Source organism: Leptolyngbya sp. AN02str (assembly GCF_050565595.1).
GTDB lineage: Bacteria > Cyanobacteriota > Cyanobacteriia > Elainellales > Elainellaceae > Kaiparowitsia.
This window is the reverse complement of record NZ_JBNXVR010000020.1, coordinates 81,386-99,174: the sequence shown is the minus strand read 5'-3', so window position 1 is coordinate 99,174 and position 17,789 is coordinate 81,386. Positions and strand designations below refer to the sequence as shown.

At 51.4% G+C, this 17,789-nt stretch carries 9 protein-coding genes; 4 read left to right on the top strand and 5 right to left on the bottom strand.

All coding sequences use genetic code 11. The annotated features are described in order from the left end of the window. Window positions 1–51: 51 nt before the first annotated feature. Window positions 52–5,466 carry a response regulator gene (locus ACQ4M4_RS16235; protein ID WP_430685483.1) on the top strand — a complete coding sequence of 1,805 codons (5,415 nt, stop codon included), beginning with the start codon at window positions 52–54 and terminating at the stop codon, window positions 5,464–5,466. A 258-nt stretch (window positions 5,467–5,724) separates the two neighbouring features. Here ACQ4M4_RS16235 and ACQ4M4_RS16230 read toward each other — a convergent pair whose 3' ends face one another. The 3 genes from ACQ4M4_RS16230 to ACQ4M4_RS16220 all read right to left on the bottom strand — a co-directional run bounded on the left by ACQ4M4_RS16230 (window position 5,725) and on the right by ACQ4M4_RS16220 (window position 12,250). Beyond that, a complete protein-coding gene (locus ACQ4M4_RS16230; RefSeq protein WP_430685482.1) occupies window positions 5,725–6,504 on the bottom strand; it encodes a class I SAM-dependent methyltransferase in 780 nt (259 codons plus the stop codon). 335 nt (window positions 6,505–6,839) lie between these two features. After that, window positions 6,840–10,859: an AAA-like domain-containing protein gene (locus ACQ4M4_RS16225; RefSeq protein WP_430685481.1), complete on the bottom strand. Its 4,020-nt coding sequence runs from the start codon at window positions 10,857–10,859 to the stop codon at window positions 6,840–6,842. After that, window positions 10,856–12,250, bottom strand: a complete 1,395-nt coding sequence (locus ACQ4M4_RS16220; protein ID WP_430685480.1) for an AAA-like domain-containing protein — start codon at window positions 12,248–12,250, stop codon at window positions 10,856–10,858. Before ACQ4M4_RS16220 ends, ACQ4M4_RS16225 begins: the two co-directional genes overlap by 4 nt. A 343-nt stretch (window positions 12,251–12,593) precedes the next feature. Here ACQ4M4_RS16220 and ACQ4M4_RS16215 point away from each other — a divergent pair, with 343 nt between their 5' ends. Then, a complete protein-coding gene (locus tag ACQ4M4_RS16215) occupies window positions 12,594–12,770 on the top strand; it encodes a DUF4278 domain-containing protein (protein WP_430685479.1) in 177 nt (58 codons plus the stop codon). Window positions 12,771–12,908: 138 nt separating this feature from the next. After that, window positions 12,909–13,085, top strand: a complete 177-nt coding sequence (locus tag ACQ4M4_RS16210) for a DUF4278 domain-containing protein (RefSeq protein WP_430685478.1) — start codon at window positions 12,909–12,911, stop codon at window positions 13,083–13,085. Window positions 13,086–13,846: 761 nt separating this feature from the next. Here ACQ4M4_RS16210 and ACQ4M4_RS16205 read toward each other — a convergent pair. Next, entirely contained in the window at window positions 13,847–15,019 is a 1,173-nt protein-coding gene (locus tag ACQ4M4_RS16205) for a M20 family metallopeptidase (protein WP_430685477.1), read from the bottom strand. Between the two features lie 255 nt (window positions 15,020–15,274). On the opposite strand from ACQ4M4_RS16205, the gene ACQ4M4_RS16200 reads away from it, so the two are divergent. Continuing rightward, on the top strand, window positions 15,275–16,069 hold the full coding sequence (locus ACQ4M4_RS16200; RefSeq protein WP_430685476.1) for a RecB family exonuclease: 795 nt from the start codon (window positions 15,275–15,277) through the stop codon (window positions 16,067–16,069). Between the two features lie 152 nt (window positions 16,070–16,221). On the opposite strand, the gene ACQ4M4_RS16195 is transcribed toward ACQ4M4_RS16200, so the two are convergent. Then, a complete protein-coding gene (locus ACQ4M4_RS16195) occupies window positions 16,222–17,724 on the bottom strand; it encodes a GMC oxidoreductase (protein WP_430685475.1) in 1,503 nt (500 codons plus the stop codon). Between the last annotated feature and the right edge of the window lie 65 nt (window positions 17,725–17,789).

Here is a 17,789-nt window from a genome sequence, read left to right as displayed (position 1 = left end):
TACTGCCGTCGTTAAGCAGGACGCATCCCACGACATACAAGGAATACGGCTATGCTGTCGGAACAACAACAGCGGATCTTGGGGTACTTCATTGAGGAGGCCAAGGATCATCTCAACACTATTGAGCAAGGACTGCTAAACCTCCAAAGCACCATTGCCGATGCGGAGCTGGCAAGTGAAGTCTTTCGAGCTGCTCACTCCGTCAAAGGCGGAGCCGCCATGTTGGGGTTGGACAGCATTCAGCAGACCTCTCACCGACTGGAAGACTACTTCAAAGTCTTGAAAGAGTGTCCTATTCGCGTTGATCAAAGGCTTGAAACGCTGTTGCTCAACGTGTTTGACGTATTAAAAGAATTGCTCGATCAGCTACAGGGTCCATTTGGGCTAACGGATGACAAAGCCAATGAGGTCATGGCATCCATTGAGCCTGTGTTTACAGAGCTGAACAGTCACCTCAGTACGCTGGTTCAGCAAGCAGGTAGCACCCCGCCAGAAGATGTGCAGCTTACTCCGACACCCGCACCTGTTTCTCGCCCTGCAGCGGCTGTTAGTGAAAGCCGAGAAGACAGCGCATTTTTGCTCATTTTTCAGAGCGATGTGCCAGCCCGTTTGCGCGATATGCTGCAGCTATTTAAGCAACCTGACGTGCCCGAGGTACGGCAGCAGCTACTAGATCTGTGCCAGTCGCTTACTCAAGCAGGAGAACAGTTTGATCTCACGGCTTGGGGAGATCTCGTCGAGGTTGCCAAGCGGGCGATCGCCCATACCGAGAACAGCTTCCGTGCGCTTGCTCCCGTCATTATCAAAGACATTAAGCAAGCACAAGAGCAAGTTTTGGCGGGAAACTCTGCCCAAATTGCTGCTAGCGAAACGCTTCGCTCCATGACTCCAGTTCTGGCTGAACCCGAGCTAGAAGAGCTGGATGTCTTTGACTTCTTTGCTGGCGAACCCGATGCTCCAGCACTCGACCTAGCCGACCTAGCCGAAGTGAGCGAGAGCGAACCCGCTTTTGGCTTTGAAGAATTGATGGCCGAAGCCAACCAGCCCATCACAGATGGCACTTATGTACAACAGCCTGACGAAATCCTGTCGATGGATGAGCTGCTGGAGGATGAGCCAGCTGCTGGAAGCGTGAGCGATCGCGGGCCTCAGGTTGGCATGGCAGAACTCAATAGCTTGGCAGACCTCTTTGAGGCTGACGCTCCTGATTTAGGCTTGAACTGGGAAGAAGACACAGCGATCAGCTCTATCGATGCCGTCTTGCCAGAACCCCTTGAGCTGGACGAATCCAACGACTTTTCCGATTTGCTGACTCACCAAGACACGGACACCGCTACCGCCCAAGACGACGTGGTAGAAGAGGAAGATCTATCTGGCTTCTTTAACTCGATGGATTTTGCTGAGGGCTCTGACGATCTCAGCGAGAGTACCGCAGATTCCATAGACTTTGAGAACGCTTTCACCAGTTCAGAAGCCAGTCATGAAGCGCTTCCCGAAGTGGCACTTGAGGAAAACACTGGCAATCCGTTTGAGGATCTGCTGGATTTATCAGCTGACACAGAACCACTCGATAGCATCCCACCGGACACAGACAATGGCGGAGAGTTCGGCGAGTTGGGCGAGCTTTTTGGCAGCATCAACACCGAATCGCTAGATGACAGCAGCCTTTTTGAAGCTTCGCTAACCTCAGACACTGATGCCAACATATCGGAGTTTGAAGGTTTATTTGACGAGAATTCGGGAGATCTGGCCAGTACTGAGACATCTGGCTTCGACTCCATCGATTTCTCAGAAGATATCGAAATTACCGACCAGCCCTTCAACCCTGAAACGGATTTTGCGACAGAGGCCGTGGATGTGGACAGGGCTGCGGATATCAATGGCGATACCGAGGCATACGCCGAAACCGAATCAACCGAGCTTCCGGCAATCAGTTGGTTAGATGCCCTTGACTCTGAAGATGGTCTGGAAGCCTTGGAAACGGCTCCAGCTCTTTGGGATGGTGCCGATGCCGATGTCAGTGCCGATCTGTGGGCAGATCCTTCCAGCAATTTGGATGACCCGCTGCATCCGCTGAATGCTCTTGATGAACTTCCATCCAGTGATCAACTTCCAGATGAGTCTGAGCTGACAGTTCAGGATCATTCCATCAGCGCAACCGATCTCGAAACGTTAGACACATCGGAGGCAGACGATTTTGCGCTAGATAGTCTGCTCAATCAAGAAGACTTGGAGGGCGATCGCCCTCAAGAAGGCCAAAGTCTGGATGACCTGGAATTTGCAGAACTTGATGGTAGTTTTGACTTGAACGCCGCCCTAGATGCTTCAAGCCATGAGTTCTCCCCATCCAACGAGGAAGACCTTGACGTTGATCTGCTGAATTTGGGCCTGAATCATGAATCAGCAGAAAACACAGATACTAGCCCCGAGACATCCGAGACCGATTCATTCGACTTAGGGCTAGAAGCCTTAGATAACAACACCTCTGATTCATTTGACTTCGGGCTAGAAGCGCTAGATAACGACACCTCTGATTCATTTGACCTTGGACTAGAAGCCTTAAGTGCTGACTCATCAGATTTAGATTTGGATGCCTCGAATTCAGCTGGCTTCGCTAGTAGCACAGACGATTTAGCATTCACGCTTGATCTCGGAGAAGAAGACGGTCTCGCCGCTGATATCTCAGCCGATGACGCAGGCGAGCTTTTTGCGTTTGAGGATCTGATGGAAGACGAAAGCGTTGCTTCCACAGACACGCATAGTCTGGACGATCTGCTGAACGAGCCAACCAACGATTCCGATCAGGAAGCCGATGATCTGAATGACCTGTTGAGCCAGGAATTTGCCAGCGCTGAGGCAACAACCGATCTGGAGGTGAGCGGGTTCGGCACATTCGATAACTTCTTGGATGATGCGTTTGCCTCGGATGCGATCGCCGCAGAGGCAACTACGACAGACGAGACCTTAGACGGTTTGAATGATTTGGATGCACTGCTGGGTAAAGAGGTTGACAGCGCCGAGTTGACCAGTACAGGTGACACCAGCATCGATGACAGTAGCACCCATGACAGTAGCTTCGATGAACTGGACTTTGGCGGACTCGACGATCTGTTGAATAATCGTTTGCTTGAGGCCAACCCCACCGCAAACGACTCTTTGACCGACAGTTTCTCCAATTTGGATACTGACCTGGATGAGGACTTTGCAGGTCTGGATGCGCTGCTAGACACCCCCTCAGAATCTCCCCAACTCACCAGCACCTCGTCATCTACCGAAGATGACTTTGCAGACTTAGAGGCGATGCTGGGAAGCGATCCCATCTCTACCATTCCTCCAACCTCTCCTCCCATTGAGGCTGAAGACTCAGGCGATGAGTTTGACGACCTAGAGAAATTGCTTGAGTCTGCGGACCAAACGTTGGGTGGATCGCCAACGGTTCGCGGAGTGCGGAGCCCAGTTGCTACGGCCAATCGTCGTCCGACCCGAAGCACAGGGGTTCTCAGTGACCAAACGATGCGGGTTTCTGTCAAAAACCTCGACAACTTCAATAACCTGGTTGGGGAACTGGTGGTCAACCGCAACAGCCTAGAGCAAGCGGAAGAACGCCTTCGCCAATTTTTGGACAACTTGCTGTATCAAGTACAGCAGCTCAGCGACGTGGGCCAACGGATGCGCGATCTCTATGAGCGATCGCTCTTGGAAAGTTCATTGCTCTCTAGCCGACGCAGCTACCAATCTTCGTCGTCTGGGACCTCGCCGGCCGCCGCCAGCAGCCACGCTACTGGCATGAGCTTTGATGCGTTGGAAATGGACCGATTTACCGGATTCCACACCCTCTCGCAAGAAATGATCGAGCTGATCGTGCGAGTTCGGGAATCGGCATCTGACATCGACTTTGTGGTTGAAGAAACGGATCAAATTACCCGCAACTTCCGCCAAATCACCACCCAAATTCAAGAAAGCCTGACCCGGGCGCGAATGGTGCCCTTTGCCCAAACCGCCGATCGCCTGCCTCGTGCCGTACGCGACATTTCGCTACGCTGCGGCAAACAGGCCGAACTGGTGATTGAGGGCCGCGAAACCTTGATCGATAAGATGATTTTGGAACAGTTGTATGACCCAATGACCCACCTGGTCAACAACGCCATTACCCATGGAATTGAGCCACCCGATGAGCGAGCATCGTCGGGCAAAGCTCCTACAGGACGCATCACGATTCGCGCCTTCCACCAAGGCAACCAAACCGTTATCTCGGTGAGTGACGATGGTGCCGGAATTGATCCTGAGCGCATTAAACGCAAAGCCATTGAGAAGGGGTTGGTCACCGAGTACGAAGCTCAAACCATGTCTCGGCTAGATGTGTATGATCTGATTTTCCACCACGGGTTTAGCACCCGCGACAAGGCAGATGACTTTGCCGGACGAGGCATTGGCATGGATGTGGTGCGCACCAGCCTGAACGAAGTGCGAGGGGTCATTAATATTGACTCCGCCGTTGGACGAGGCACCACATTCACGATTCGTCTCCCGTTGACGCTCAGCATTTCCAAGGCGCTGTGCTGCATTAGCAACCGGGCTCGGATTGCATTCCCCATGGATGGGGTTGAAGATATGCTGGATGTGCCGCGCGATCGCATCCAAACGGATGATCAAGGCCGTCCCTGCATTCAATGGCGCGATCAGCTGCTGCCATTCCAGCCCCTATCTGAGCTGCTGAAATTTAACCGCAGCCTGGGTCGGGGCAGTGTGTACGGTGGTAACCAAGAAGATGACATCGTTTCGGTAATCGTCCTACGCAGTAATGCTGGTAGTTATCTCGCTTTACAAGTTGATCAGGTGTTAGGCGAGCAAGAGATTGTAATCAAACAGTTAGAAGGCCCCATGCCCAAACCTGTGGGCATCGCTGGAGCAACCGTTCTGGGGGATGGCCGCATTATGCCCATCGCCGACGTGTTGGAATTGATTGATCTATCTATGGGTCGCATCCGTCGCGAAGCGGGTAGCTCGCTTTGGGAAAAGAGCGGCACACCGGCTCAAACCGAGCCCGCCGATGTCAAGACGGAACCCACCGTGCTCATCGTAGACGACTCGATTACCGTACGAGAGCTGTTGTCGATGACCTTCAACAAGGTTGGATACCGGGTGGAGCAAGCTCGCGATGGTCAAGAGGCTTGGGAGAAGCTACGCTCTGGCTTACCGTGCGACCTAGTCTTCTGCGATATTGAAATGCCGCGAATGGATGGCCTAGAGTTATTGTCGCGTCTACAAAAAGACAACCATCTCAATCACATTCCGATCGCCATGCTGACCTCGCGTGGAGCCGATCGCCACCGTCAAATGGCAATTCAGTTAGGCGCTAAGGGATACTTTACCAAGCCCTATCTAGAGGAAATGCTGTTAGACGCTGCCCAACGCATGCTGAAAGGTGAAGTCTTGGTCACCAGCACAAGCAATGGCAAAGCCTAAGCTCCCCTGAGTTTTGGATAAGCTGAAGTGCCCATTTTTGCGTGCGCGACGCGCACACAAAAATGGGCTTTTCTGAGGTTTGCGCGATGCGCAAACCTCAGAAAAGCCCTTAACCGAAACTGACGTTAAGCTCCATATTGTTTAGGGTCTAGAAAACAGGATGAGAGGTTGGCGATCGCCAACCTCTCATCCTGTTTTCTAGACCAATTCTCGACAAAAACAACAAACTATAGCTGTCGATATTAAAATCTACATCGTTTACTTGCGAGCGCAGATCGCAAATGCAGGCCCATTCGGGTGGTCTGGTTGTTCAAAGCTAACCGACAGATCTTTGTACCCAAATTGATTCAATGCTTTGATAATGCTATCGCGAGTTAACCAGCGACTTACCGGCTGAGGGCCACCGCAGAAACCACTCCAAGCTAGAGCTTGCTTATAAGATTGCTGCGATGTTTCGTAAGGAACTCCTTCAAATTCGACAACTTGAACTGGTTCGAACTTATGTTTTAGTTTCTCGGTATTGGTAATAATTTCATGGTCATAATAATGCGTCCAAATAAATAATCTATCTGAAACTTTAGAAGCCAAGTTTAACAGTCGAAGTGGCTCTTCCATATGGTACAAAACGCCACTTGCAAAAACCATATCGTAAGTGAGATCTGCTTTTTCAAGGAATTGCATAAAGTCACCCAGCTTAAACTCGACTCTATCAAGTTTGAGGATTTCTTTCACACACAAACATTTCAAGAAAGCCCGTGTATTCGCCTCAATGGCAGTTACTTTACTAGCGTTGCCATTTTGAAACATGTAGGAATGGCCGCCCTCTAAAGGACCTAGCTCCAAAATATTCCAATTGCTAAAGCCGCCAAAGGTTTGTTCAGCCCAAGTAACACGAGGATCTTCAAATAAACCAGCCGTACCCGGTTTTGTTGTGAGCCCAAATTGGGCAGGCAGTACGGATGACCATTCTCCCTGAAAAATATCAATTACATTTTGGCTACTGGGTTCTGTCAATACGTACGAATCTAAAATATCCATTGCTTCTTCCTTGGGAATAAACCTGATATACCATACCCGATCTTGTTTCACCAGAGGATGTTCCAGAGGGGTACTGGGTGATGGTGAGAATGGGTTTGGTTGAGTAGCAGATGTTGAGAGAAAAACCCTCATTCATCAACTAATTTGCACAACTCATAGACGGCTTAGTGCGCGATCGCCTCTTAAGATTGTACGAATATAGCAACACTCAGATTGTTTCAAACAAGTATTTTTTAGGAAACCCTTATCAAACAAGGGTTTCCTAAAAATAGGGCCACTCACACAGTGGGTACGAGACCCTCGCCATTGTACGATCGCAACTGCACAATCACGGCCTAACTCAATGTGGATGACAAATTGAGAAGTTTTTGATCAACCCAATTCGCATCAAAAATAATTTGATAAATGCGGTTATGTACCCTTAACGTGCCCTGTTGCTTGATCACCAATCCAGACAGCAGCAACTCTACTTGAATTGGGCTATCCAAAGCAACCACTGCTTCCTGCTCTAGCACCTGGCGATAGAGCGTTAGCAACGGCACCGCTTGAACCGGATCTCGCAAAATGCGATCGCGAATTGTTCTTAAATGCTCAGGTTCATCGTTGAACTCCCAATTCTCAATCATGTGAGATTGAACTAATTGCTCAATCCACTCCGCCTCCTGATTCGTTGGCACTTTGGACGGTGCATTGCGAATTAACTTACATACCTTTTGGGTAAGAAAAGGCTGCCCGTTGGTCCAATACAGCACTTCCTTCAACACCGCTTGGGGATTCTCGACCTTCTCTGTCAAGCCTTGAAGCAACGGTTGTGCCTCATGCAACTGAAAATCCTTTAGCTGAATCGCTTGGCCAATATTAAACGAGGTACGGGCTTTGTCTCGCACCAGTTGTGACGGAGTTGCCACTCCAAACAGAGCAAACGTTAATCGTTGATAAGCAGCCTGGTCAGCTCGCTTGTTGTAACAGGCCCGCAGCAGCACAAAAAAGTCATCAATCTCAAAGTCAAGATTAATTACACTATCAATCTCATCAATGAAAATGACAATTTTTGGGGAAATGCGGGGAAGGAGAACATCTTGAATGAACTCGCCCAACCGCTGCACTGGCGAGAGAAGACTGCGATCGCGCCACCACGTTCGAATATCAAGTTGATCTACAAGATTAAACCCATTAGCCAGCGTATACATAAACCCGGCATACCATTGCTCTGGTGTTAGGCGACGATTGCCAATTTCAGAAATATCAATCGCTGCACACGCAAAACCTTCCGCCTGCAGCCGGCGCATAATTTGCACCCGCAAACTCGATTTACCCATTTGGCGAGCATTAAAGACATAGCAAAATTCCCCTCGTTTCAACCCAGCATAGAGGTAGCGATCGGCCTGCCGCACCACATAGGTTGGCGCATCCAACGGCAAACTGCCTCCCACCTGATAGTCAAACGTTTCTAAATCTTCCGAGCTTCTTAACAGCGCGTTTTCAATCATCAACTCGGCCTGAGTTGCCTTCAAAATTTGCAGCGTTTCCGACAACTCCTGCGTACGCTCTCTTACTCGCTCTTCCAAAATTTCATTTCGTCGCTTCTGTTCAGTAATGTCCTCAAGAATTCCTTCGTAGTAGAGCAGGTTGCCATTTTCGTCTTGGACAGCTCTCGTGTTCTCCTCCACCCAAATCAGGCTGCCATCTTTGCGAGGGCTTTGATACACCTGATTTTTGACCGTACCTTGCGTATCCATTTGCCGATGAAATTCCTGGCGATCAGCCGGATCAACATACATTTGCAAAGCAATATCGTCCACATGCTCAATCATGTCCTCGGCTGAACCGTAGCCGTAAATGCGAGCCATCGCCGGATTGATGCGAATGTAGCGACCATTAGGCGTTGCTTGAAAAATTCCCTCTAGCGCATTTTCAAAGATTCCCCGATAGTTTTCTTCGGCGATACGCAAAGCCGCTTCGGCCCGCTTTTGCTCAGTAATGTTGCGAATAATCATCAACACTTCGTCTTTTCCGGTCACAACCATTCGCACTTCTTCGTGCTGGAGTTGTCCATCAATCGACAGTTGCTGTTCATAAATCTGCATCGTGTTAGTTTGCAGCGCCATTTGAATGTATTGCATACGCCGCTGTGCCTCAACAGGTGGCAGCGAATCATACACATTCGAGCCTTCCCAAAAATCTTCGCCATCGTAGAGCATGAGGCGATTTCGGCCTTGGATATCCTGATACGTGCCATCACGAGCCACTCGAATTAGCAAATCGGGAATGGCCTCGATCAAAGCGCGAACGTTCGCCTCACTTTGACGCAGAGCTTGTTCCGATAGTTTGCGCTGAGTCATGTCGCGAACCATGACGAGCACTTCATCCTGGCCAAGGGGCATGAGCCGCGCTTCTTCATACTGAATGCGGCCATCAACTTCCAGCTCATACTCATAAACTTGTAGCTCACCCGTTGCCAAAGCCTGTTGCACAAAGTGCATTCGCTCCTCGGCCCGTTCCACGGGCATCAGCTCATAGATACTGGTTCCTGCATGGAGATGATCTTCGTTGAGAGCTCGGGTCGCGCGCCCCAAATTGAAGCCCTGATAAACGCCATTGCTACGAATGCGCATGAGCAAGTCAGGAATTGCGCTGACGATCGCCTGGTTGGTCATTTGGGCGCGTCGTAGAGATTCCTGTGCCTGTCGTCGTTCTGTAATATCAATCCCAACGACGACGGTGGCCATACCCTGTTGATATTTTTGGGCGGCTAGCAGGTAGTAACGCTCCTGCCCATTGACCTGAATGGGAATTTCTTGAGAAGCAGCGCCTTCGGGTGCACTGAGAAACTGATTGATGAAATCCACATAGGCTGGGTTATCTCCTACGACCCCAACAGGATTACCAATCACCGCTTCTGGCGGCAGGTTGAGGCTTTGGGCCAGGTGAGAGTTAATGCCCAAATAAAAGCCCTCTGCGGCGATCCAGGAAATTGGGCCTGGAACCGCATTCAGCACAGCTTCTAACTGTTCATTGGCTTTGGTGAGTTCGTCGCGGGCTTGCTGTAGATCGGTATTGCGATGTTCTAGGGCCAAAAAGGAGTCTTGTAGCTGGCTGGCCATTTGATTGAACGAGTAGGCAAGTTCGCCCAGCTCATCGGTTCGATGAATTTCGACGGGCTGGTTCCACTGACCTTGGGCAATGTGTTTTGCGGCTGTGTTGAGGCGCAGCAGTGGACGAGTGAGCCAGCGCACGGTCAAAATGCCAATGCCGATCGCCAACACAAGGGAAAGAAGATAGAGGCCAGTGGTTACGCGGGTGTTGGCATCAATACGACCAGTAAAGTCGGATTGAGGCATGACGACCACAATGAGCCAATCAATGCCACGGCCATCCTGAAATGGCAGTACTTGAACGAGCTGGCGGTGACCTTCGAGATCAAATTCGAGTTGCTTTGCCTGCTGGAGGGTGTTGAAGTTTTGAAAGCGATCGCGCAAATACTGGGCTGTTCCTTGAATCAGGGGATCGCTGCTCTCAACGGCTGGGAGATATTCAATGTTGTCTTCCTCGCCTTTGATCAGCTTTTCGGGGGTTGAAGCAGCTACTAAGATGCCAGAGCGCTTCATGATGAAGGTTTCACCCGATTTACCGATATTGAGCGATTGCAGAAATGTGCTCATTTCAGCTGGCAAAATAAAGTCGGTGGCACACACTCCAATAAGCGTACGCCCCGAGCGATCGTAAACCGGGGTGCTGGCGGTGATGGTGGGGAGTTGCGTATCAAAATCGAGATAGATTTCGCTCCAGGTGGCTCTTCCCTGCTGCTGAGCTGCCTGGTACCAGGGACGAACTCGGGCATCATATTTGCGATCGCCCGTGCGCTGAAGGTTGGTGCGATCGCCCACGCTGTTGAGCCCATAGTAGTGTCCCCGATAGTTGGTCGAGGGGTTGTAAACAACCAACTGCAATTCACGGCTATCTTCATTGCGTCCCACCCCCAGCAACGCGCCATCGCGCTCACTGCCGCAATAAATCAAGTTGATATTGGGATAAATTTTGGCTTGCTCCCAAAATTGATTGAACCCCTCCGCCGTTTGAATTTTCAAGTTGCCATTAAGCAATGCACTGCCATTAATGCGGTTCATGGAGTGAGGAATATCAACATACGAACTGAGCTGAAGTTCAATTCGGGCTGTAATTTCCTGGCGCAGTTGGGCTGCCATATCCCGCACGGTTTCTTGACTGTTGCGGTAGGACAAGTACCACACCAAACCCACCGCCCCGGCCAGTTGCAACACAAAGGGCACAATCAAAACCGAGCGCAGCGATCGTCGTCTGAGCAAAGCAATGAGAGGTTTTATCAGTAGCGTCATAAGGCGGGAATATCTCTAAGACGATCGCCAAAATATCGAGCATACAAATTGCAGCCCGGCACAGCCTGACTGCCCTGCAACTGCACCAAACCCAAACTTTGCAGCTTAAATGCGTGAACGAGATTCAATTCCACAGGAGTGACGGCACTCGCCACCCGCGAAAAGGCTACAGCCAGCTCCGGGCTTTGTTGCAGGTTCCACAACTGTCGCTGCAAGTGCTCGCTGTAAATGCCAGTGGCGATCGCCTCAGGTTGCAACAACTGCTCCAACGTCACATCCTGATGCCACAAATGGTAGAGCGCCAGCTGAATCAAATAGGGATATCCTCCCACCAAATCCATCAGCTGCTGAGTTTGGGCCTCATCCCAATCCAGCCCATGCCTCTTGGCCAACGTTTGCACCTGCTCTGGCGTAAACGCCTTCAGCTCGATTGGCAACCCCACATTAAACGGAGATTGGTTCACATTCAGCGGAATGTAAACCTCGGTCGAATGCGCCACCACCAGCCGCAGCTGCTTCCAAATGTCGCGGTTCTTGGCCTCTTCGTGCCAGCTCCGCAACAACCCAAAAAACTCATCCGCCAAGTCGGGATACTCAAACAGGCGATCCACATCATCCAGCGCCAGCACCAGCGGTTGCGAAATTTGGGGCAGCAAATATTGTTCAAAATAAATCTTGCAGCTGATTTTGCTGCCAAACAAATCATCCCAGTAATCGCCCAAGCGCTTGGGAATTTGCAACCCTAACCCGACATTGGCGCAAAACCATTGCAAGAAGTGATCCAAGTCTTTGAAGATGGCCTTGTCCGCCAGCTGAAAGCTCAGGGACACCGTTTGGCAACCCTTGTGCGCTGCCTGCTGCAAAATCCGAGTCATGAGAGATGATTTGCCCATGCGCCGGGGCGCTTTAATACGAATTAACCCGCCCGGTTGCAGTACGGTTTTATAACAGTCAGCTTCGATCGCCGTTCGTTCAATATAAAATTCCGATCCCAACGGCACCTGCCCTCCCGGTAAATCGGGCTCCGGCTCACCCTCCGGCTCCTTAGTCTCATTGGCATCGGCAGCGTTCCCCTCATCTGCGGAGGGATCCGGGTAATCGTAATCTGCTGGCTCAAGAGTCAGGCCAAACGAGCGAAAGTAAGCCTTTAGCGTTTGCTTATCTACACCCATCTCGCAAGCAAACACCTTCATCAAGGTATCAACCGCCAATCCTGTGCGTTCACTCAAGGCCTCTAGCGTGTAGCGACTGCCTCCATTGTCTCGAAACTCAACGTCAGTTTTTGCCTGTTGAACCTTGTCGAATCCAGTGGGTGTAAGAATGACACCACGGCGGCGGCGGCGCTTGGAAGATGAGGTTGACGACGTCAGCTCATCAGGGCAGGGAATCATTGGGGCTATATCCTTGCGTAGGCCTATCGTTTATTGATTTTTGAAAAATAATACCTCTCTGAGATAGAGAGAACGACTCAGGTTAAAGGTTCTTATGCTGGCACGGCCTCGTTTCCGAAGATAACGATCTGGCTCACCTTTAAGAAAACAGCTGCGATCGCCCTACAGCAAAGCTTTTCACCCTTTTTCCAGCAAACCACCTTAAGTTCTTGCTTAAGATCCTAAACCCAGGTGGTGCAATCCCTTGAAACACCGCAAACTGATGTCATCGAGGGAAACGAAGTGACTCCACACCCACCCCTCCCAAGACCCAGCCCCCACTTCTCCAAAAAGGAGTACCCCTATGCACGTCTCTTACCGCGGCATTCCCTACGAAACCAACAGCCCCGTCATTAATACCACCGAAAGTCCGCAACCCGGATTTTTTCTCGGTAATCGCTTTGCGATACAGCAGCACAATGTCAGCCAGCGTCATGGTGCGGCATTACTGAAATATCGCGGTGTAAGTTACAACGCCTAACTTACCCACAGAGCATTAAGAGGCCCCTTCTCTGCTCAATCGCCCCAAGCCCCCACAAACCCCCTCTCTGTCTGCCCTCCTTGGGATTTTGTCTGTCTCCGATTCGAACGTAGCCCCACCTTCATTTAGGAGTTCAACATGAAAGCGCTTTATCGCGGCATTCCTTACGAAACCAGCACCTCTAGCATTAATTCCACCGAAACTCATCAAGTCGGCATTTTTTTGGGCAATCGCTTCACCATTCAGCAGCACAACACAAGCCAACGCCACATTGCTGCTCAGCTCAAATACCGAGGGGTGGATTACAGCGTATAGATGATCGTGTGTCGATAACAGCGCATCGTTCATCGACACATTGACCAGATTGATCACATCTCCAAGTTGCTCGTTGATAAGAGGGGTCGGAACAACATTCCCTATCGGAATCATTGCTCCTATACCCCTCTTTTTTTTTCAGTTCAACGCTGAAACCAGTCAAAACGGGCGGCAGGAGAAAGACGAGTTGTGTCTCCACCTTTGCAAACATTGCAACGTCATGACGTTTCAGGTGTAACCCATGATTAGAGTTGTGAATCGAGGTCATTCTTCTGACCCTTTGCCCCCTGGCCAACCCTCTCAACCACTCCACATCTTGCATCGACGGTTTGATATCTCTGCCACCATTGACGATGATCTGCCTCGCCCTTCGCACACTTGTCCACCTTCGGGCGTTAAGAGACAGCTGTAGACATCAATCAAGGGTTGCGCTGATGATGCGCACCATCGATTGAACTAGCTCTCTTTTCGAAAGCGGTGCAATGCATCGGTTTCGAGAGAGGAGCATCCGCAAAAGCATACATGCTTCCATTACGCTTGAAGCACACGAAAGGGTATCGCTGGCAAAGGCTGTGATTCACTCACGCTGCTTTGCCAGCGTTTATTGTTTGCAAACCTGAGTTTTGGATAAGCTGAAGTGCCCATTTTTGCGTGCGCGACGCGCACGCAAAAATGGGCTTTTCTGAGGTTTGCGCGACGCGCAAACCTCAGAAAAGCCCTTAACCGAAACTAACGTTTTGCAAGAGCTGGACTGGAGACTGCTACAGCCAGTACTTGTAGGCGGCGTAGGCCATGGTCACCACGCCTGTGAGGATCGAGGCTTCGTTGACAACAAATTGGGGATGATGCAGCGGATAGTTGGGTTGATCATCAAACCCAACTCCTAGGCGGAACATTGTGCCTGGTGCATGGTCGAGATACAACGCAAAGTCTTCGGCCCCTAGGGATGGTTCCAGGAGAATTTGGACGCGATCGCTCCCCCACGCCTCCGTTGCAGCAGATTCGGTAATTTGGGTGAGCGAAGGATCATTTTGCACCGAGGGCACACCCCGGCGATAGTTGACGGTGTATTTGGCTCCGTAGGTTTCACACACGCTGGCCACAATTTGCTCAATCCACGCGGGCAAATTGGCACTGGTTTCGGGATGGAGCGATCGCACCGTACCCAGCATCCGCACCTGATCGGCAATCACATTCGGCGCGCGTCCCCCTTGAATTTGGCCAACCGTGAGTACCACAGGCCGCAGGGGATTTTGTGTGCGGCTAATGGCCTGCTGCAATGTTGTAATGACTTGGGAGGCAATCCAGATCGCGTCGATAGCCTCGTGGGGCCGCGCTCCGTGGCCCGATTCCCCCACCACAATAATTTCTAGATCATCGGCGGCTGCCGTGAGCGCCCCATAGCGAATGCCCACCGACCCACCCGGAATGGTGGGGAACACATGCACCCCAAAAATGGACGTGACATCCTGCATCACGCCATCGCGAATCATCCAGCTGGCACCCTGGGCCGTTTCTTCTGCCGGTTGAAACAGAAACCGAATCGTTCCTGGCAACGGTACCCCAAGCTGAGCCAACACCATGGCCGTGCCCAGACCAACCGTGGTGTGCACATCATGACCGCAGGCGTGCATAATGCCTAACTGCCGCGAGGCAAACTCCAGGTTGGTGCGCTCGTGAATGGGTAGGGCATCCATATCGGTGCGAATGGCCAGCAGCCGGGAATCGACTCCGCTGCCCCTTAGCTCAGCCACAACGCCTGTTTTTCCGACTAGCTCCTGCACCTGCAATCCTGAGGAAGACAACACTCCAGCCACATAGGCCGCCGTTTGGTATTCCTGTCCGCTCAGCTCGGGGTGGCTGTGCAAATGGCGACGGATTTCGGTTAAGCGTGGAGCAAGGTTGGCCGCGAGGTCTTTGATAGTGCTGAGCATGGGGGGGTGTGGGGAAACGTTTCTATAATCTACTCTAAGGAATTGTTAAGAAACTGAAATACAGCAATCTGCTGGAATACGGCGCGCTCAGGTGAAGGGGCAAGAGTATCCGAACCAATGGGACGGTGGAAACAAGGCAACTATAGATCAAACGCACTCTAGCGCGATCGCTATATCTAGTGTCATGATTGGGCGATAGAGCACTTGTAGAGTATCAATAGTGCTGCGGCGACGCACCCAGTTAGGGTATCGGACATGACCTACATTTTATCCGCTGCAAAGCTTCAAACCTATTACCGCTGCCCATTGTCTTACTACTTTCGGTATGAACGTAGGGTTCCCGGTGCAGCATTTTTTAGCTCAGCCGCGTTGGGCACCTCGTTGCATCAGGCGTTGGCACGAATTTATCAGGACTGGCACTACCAGGAGCCCATTCCCCAAATTGAATGGCTAGAACATTGCTGGAACCAGGAGCTAGAGGGCCTATCTTCCAAGCAAGTCACAGAAGGGAGAAGCATTCTCCAACGTTACTACGAGACATTTATTTGTTCGCAAAGTGCCATTCGGCGGCCGGTTGCGGTAGAAGGCCGCATTCAAGGAACACTCCAGGTTGAGAATTTGGAGTTTACGCTATCGGGTCGGTACGATCGCCTCGATTATTTTGAGGATGGGTTGGAGCTAATTGATTACAAATCCACCAAAGATCCCGATATGCAGCTCTCGGATGAGGTTGATTTGCAGATTGGGCTCTACTATTTGGCGCTAGAGCAGCGGTATCAAAAAAGCTTGAAGCGGCTGAGTTTAATTCATCTACGCACAGCGGAAAAGGTGAGTTTTGATGTCACGCCGGATCACCGTCATCAGGTGGAGTCAATTATTTCCGACTTGGCGATGCAGTTGCGGTATGACCGCACGTGGACTCCATTTCCTGGGGATCAGTGCGATCGCTGCGCCTATGGACGGTATTGTTCGGCCATGCATCCCGATCCCGATCCTATTCCCGACGAAGCCCGAGCAGAACCCGGCTTGCAACTGGTGTTGAGCTTGTAAGGCAAACCTGTAAGCCAAATTCCAGCAGGTTTGAATAGGCGTTGCATTGAGGTCTATTGCGACCTAAGTTATGGATAAGCTGAAGTGCCCATGTTTGCCTGCGTGACGCGCACATAGACATGGGTTGTTTTGAGGGGATTTCTGATTTGAGGTTATTTCAGGCGATCGCGCAAATGATCGCCCACTCGCAGCGCATTGGCAATCACCGTAAGGGCAGGGCTGGTGCTAGAGCTAGAGGGGAAGAAGCTACTATCCACCACGTACAAATTATCGAGTTGGTGTGTGCGGCAGTTAAGATCCAGCACTGACGTGGCCGGGTCGTCGCCAAAGCGGCAAGTCCCGCATTGGTGCGCCACCACCTGCACCGGAGCGCTGCTGTTGGGATACAAATTGCGAGATAGGGCAGTGCCACCGTCTGCATCAATGGTCTTTAGCACATCTTGCCAGCGGTACAGCAAGCGATCGTGGGCTTCGGCGTTGTTGGCGGTGTAGTCGATATAGAGTTTGTTGCCATCGACGCGCACCCGGTTGTGGGTGTCGGGTAGGTCTTCGGTTTGCAGCCACCAGCCAATCGATCGAGTCGCCAACTGTCGTAGCCCAAATCCTGGCATGAGCTTTGCCGCTGCGGAAAAAATGGGGGGCGATTCTGAGAAGATCACATCCTGCAAAATGCCGCCGGAGTTTTGAATGTGACCCATGGGATAGGGAAAGTCGCGATCGCCCCAGTAAAAGTCATTCACGTACACCGTTCGCTGAAACAAGCCCGAATTCGAGACGGAGCGCACCTGCACCACCACCGTCATCAGCTGTTTCATCAAATTGCGACCCACCAAACCCGACCCGTTGGCCAACCCATTGGAATGTTTGTCGTTGGTAGAGCGCAGCAGCAGCGCCGCCGAATTAATCGCTCCACACGACAGCACAATGATGCTGCCAATAAACAAAACCGATTGCCCGCCAATGATAGCTTCCACACCCTTCACCGCCGTTCCCGACGGATTGGTATGCAGTTGCACCACTCTGGCTCCCGTCTTCAGCACAACATTGTCGAGCTGGAGTGCCGGCGAAATTCCAGTATCTTCCGAATCAGTGCGCCCCTGATTTCCCAAACCAATCGGCAAGGAAGATGGATGCAACTGCTGCTTGGTCAGCGCATTGCAGATGTCTTGAATCTGGGGTTCATGAGCCAGTGCTGGAAATGGGTATTCACCGCTGTGAGCTGGCTCAGTGCTGTCGTTTTCGGCCTTGCCGTGAACCTGATATAGCGCCTCGGCTTGGGTGTAGTAGGGTTCAAAATCCAAATACTTGAGCGGCCACTCCGGCGACATCCCTTCTTGATGCTGTACCGCCTCAAAGTCGCGCTCCCGCATTCGCATGAGCGCACCGCTATACACCTTGGTGTTGCCACCGACGGAGTAGCTCGTTTGGGGATGAAACGGCTCGCCAGCGCTGTCGTACCATTGCTCTGGCGCGTGGTATTGCTCTTTTTTAAAGACTTCTAGATCGACCAGCTCCGAGCTCTCTTTATCCAAAAACTCACCCTGCTCCAGCACCAAAATTTTCTTGCCCGAATCGGCCAGGTGTCGGGCCAGTGTGCCGCCCCCCGCTCCCGTTCCCACAATGATCAGGTCATAAAACTGGTCGTCGATAATCATGGGGGCTCTCCTTACAACGTTTGGCAATGGGCAAATGAGAGGGTTAACAGCAGTGGGGCGACGCG

What these genes read in the sequence shown, in the direction of transcription:
- ACQ4M4_RS16235 (WP_430685483.1), top strand. Translation starts at nt 52, where the DNA reads ATGCTGTCGGAACAACAACAGCGGATCTTGGGGTACTTCATTGAGGAG.
- ACQ4M4_RS16230 (WP_430685482.1), bottom strand. Translation starts at nt 6,504, where the DNA reads ATGGATATTTTAGATTCGTACGTATTGACAGAACCCAGTAGCCAAAAT.
- ACQ4M4_RS16225 (WP_430685481.1), bottom strand. Translation starts at nt 10,859, where the DNA reads ATGACGCTACTGATAAAACCTCTCATTGCTTTGCTCAGACGACGATCG.
- ACQ4M4_RS16220 (WP_430685480.1), bottom strand. Translation starts at nt 12,250, where the DNA reads ATGATTCCCTGCCCTGATGAGCTGACGTCGTCAACCTCATCTTCCAAG.
- ACQ4M4_RS16215 (WP_430685479.1), top strand. Translation starts at nt 12,594, where the DNA reads ATGCACGTCTCTTACCGCGGCATTCCCTACGAAACCAACAGCCCCGTC.
- ACQ4M4_RS16210 (WP_430685478.1), top strand. Translation starts at nt 12,909, where the DNA reads ATGAAAGCGCTTTATCGCGGCATTCCTTACGAAACCAGCACCTCTAGC.
- ACQ4M4_RS16205 (WP_430685477.1), bottom strand. Translation starts at nt 15,019, where the DNA reads ATGCTCAGCACTATCAAAGACCTCGCGGCCAACCTTGCTCCACGCTTA.
- ACQ4M4_RS16200 (WP_430685476.1), top strand. Translation starts at nt 15,275, where the DNA reads ATGACCTACATTTTATCCGCTGCAAAGCTTCAAACCTATTACCGCTGC.
- ACQ4M4_RS16195 (WP_430685475.1), bottom strand. Translation starts at nt 17,724, where the DNA reads ATGATTATCGACGACCAGTTTTATGACCTGATCATTGTGGGAACGGGA.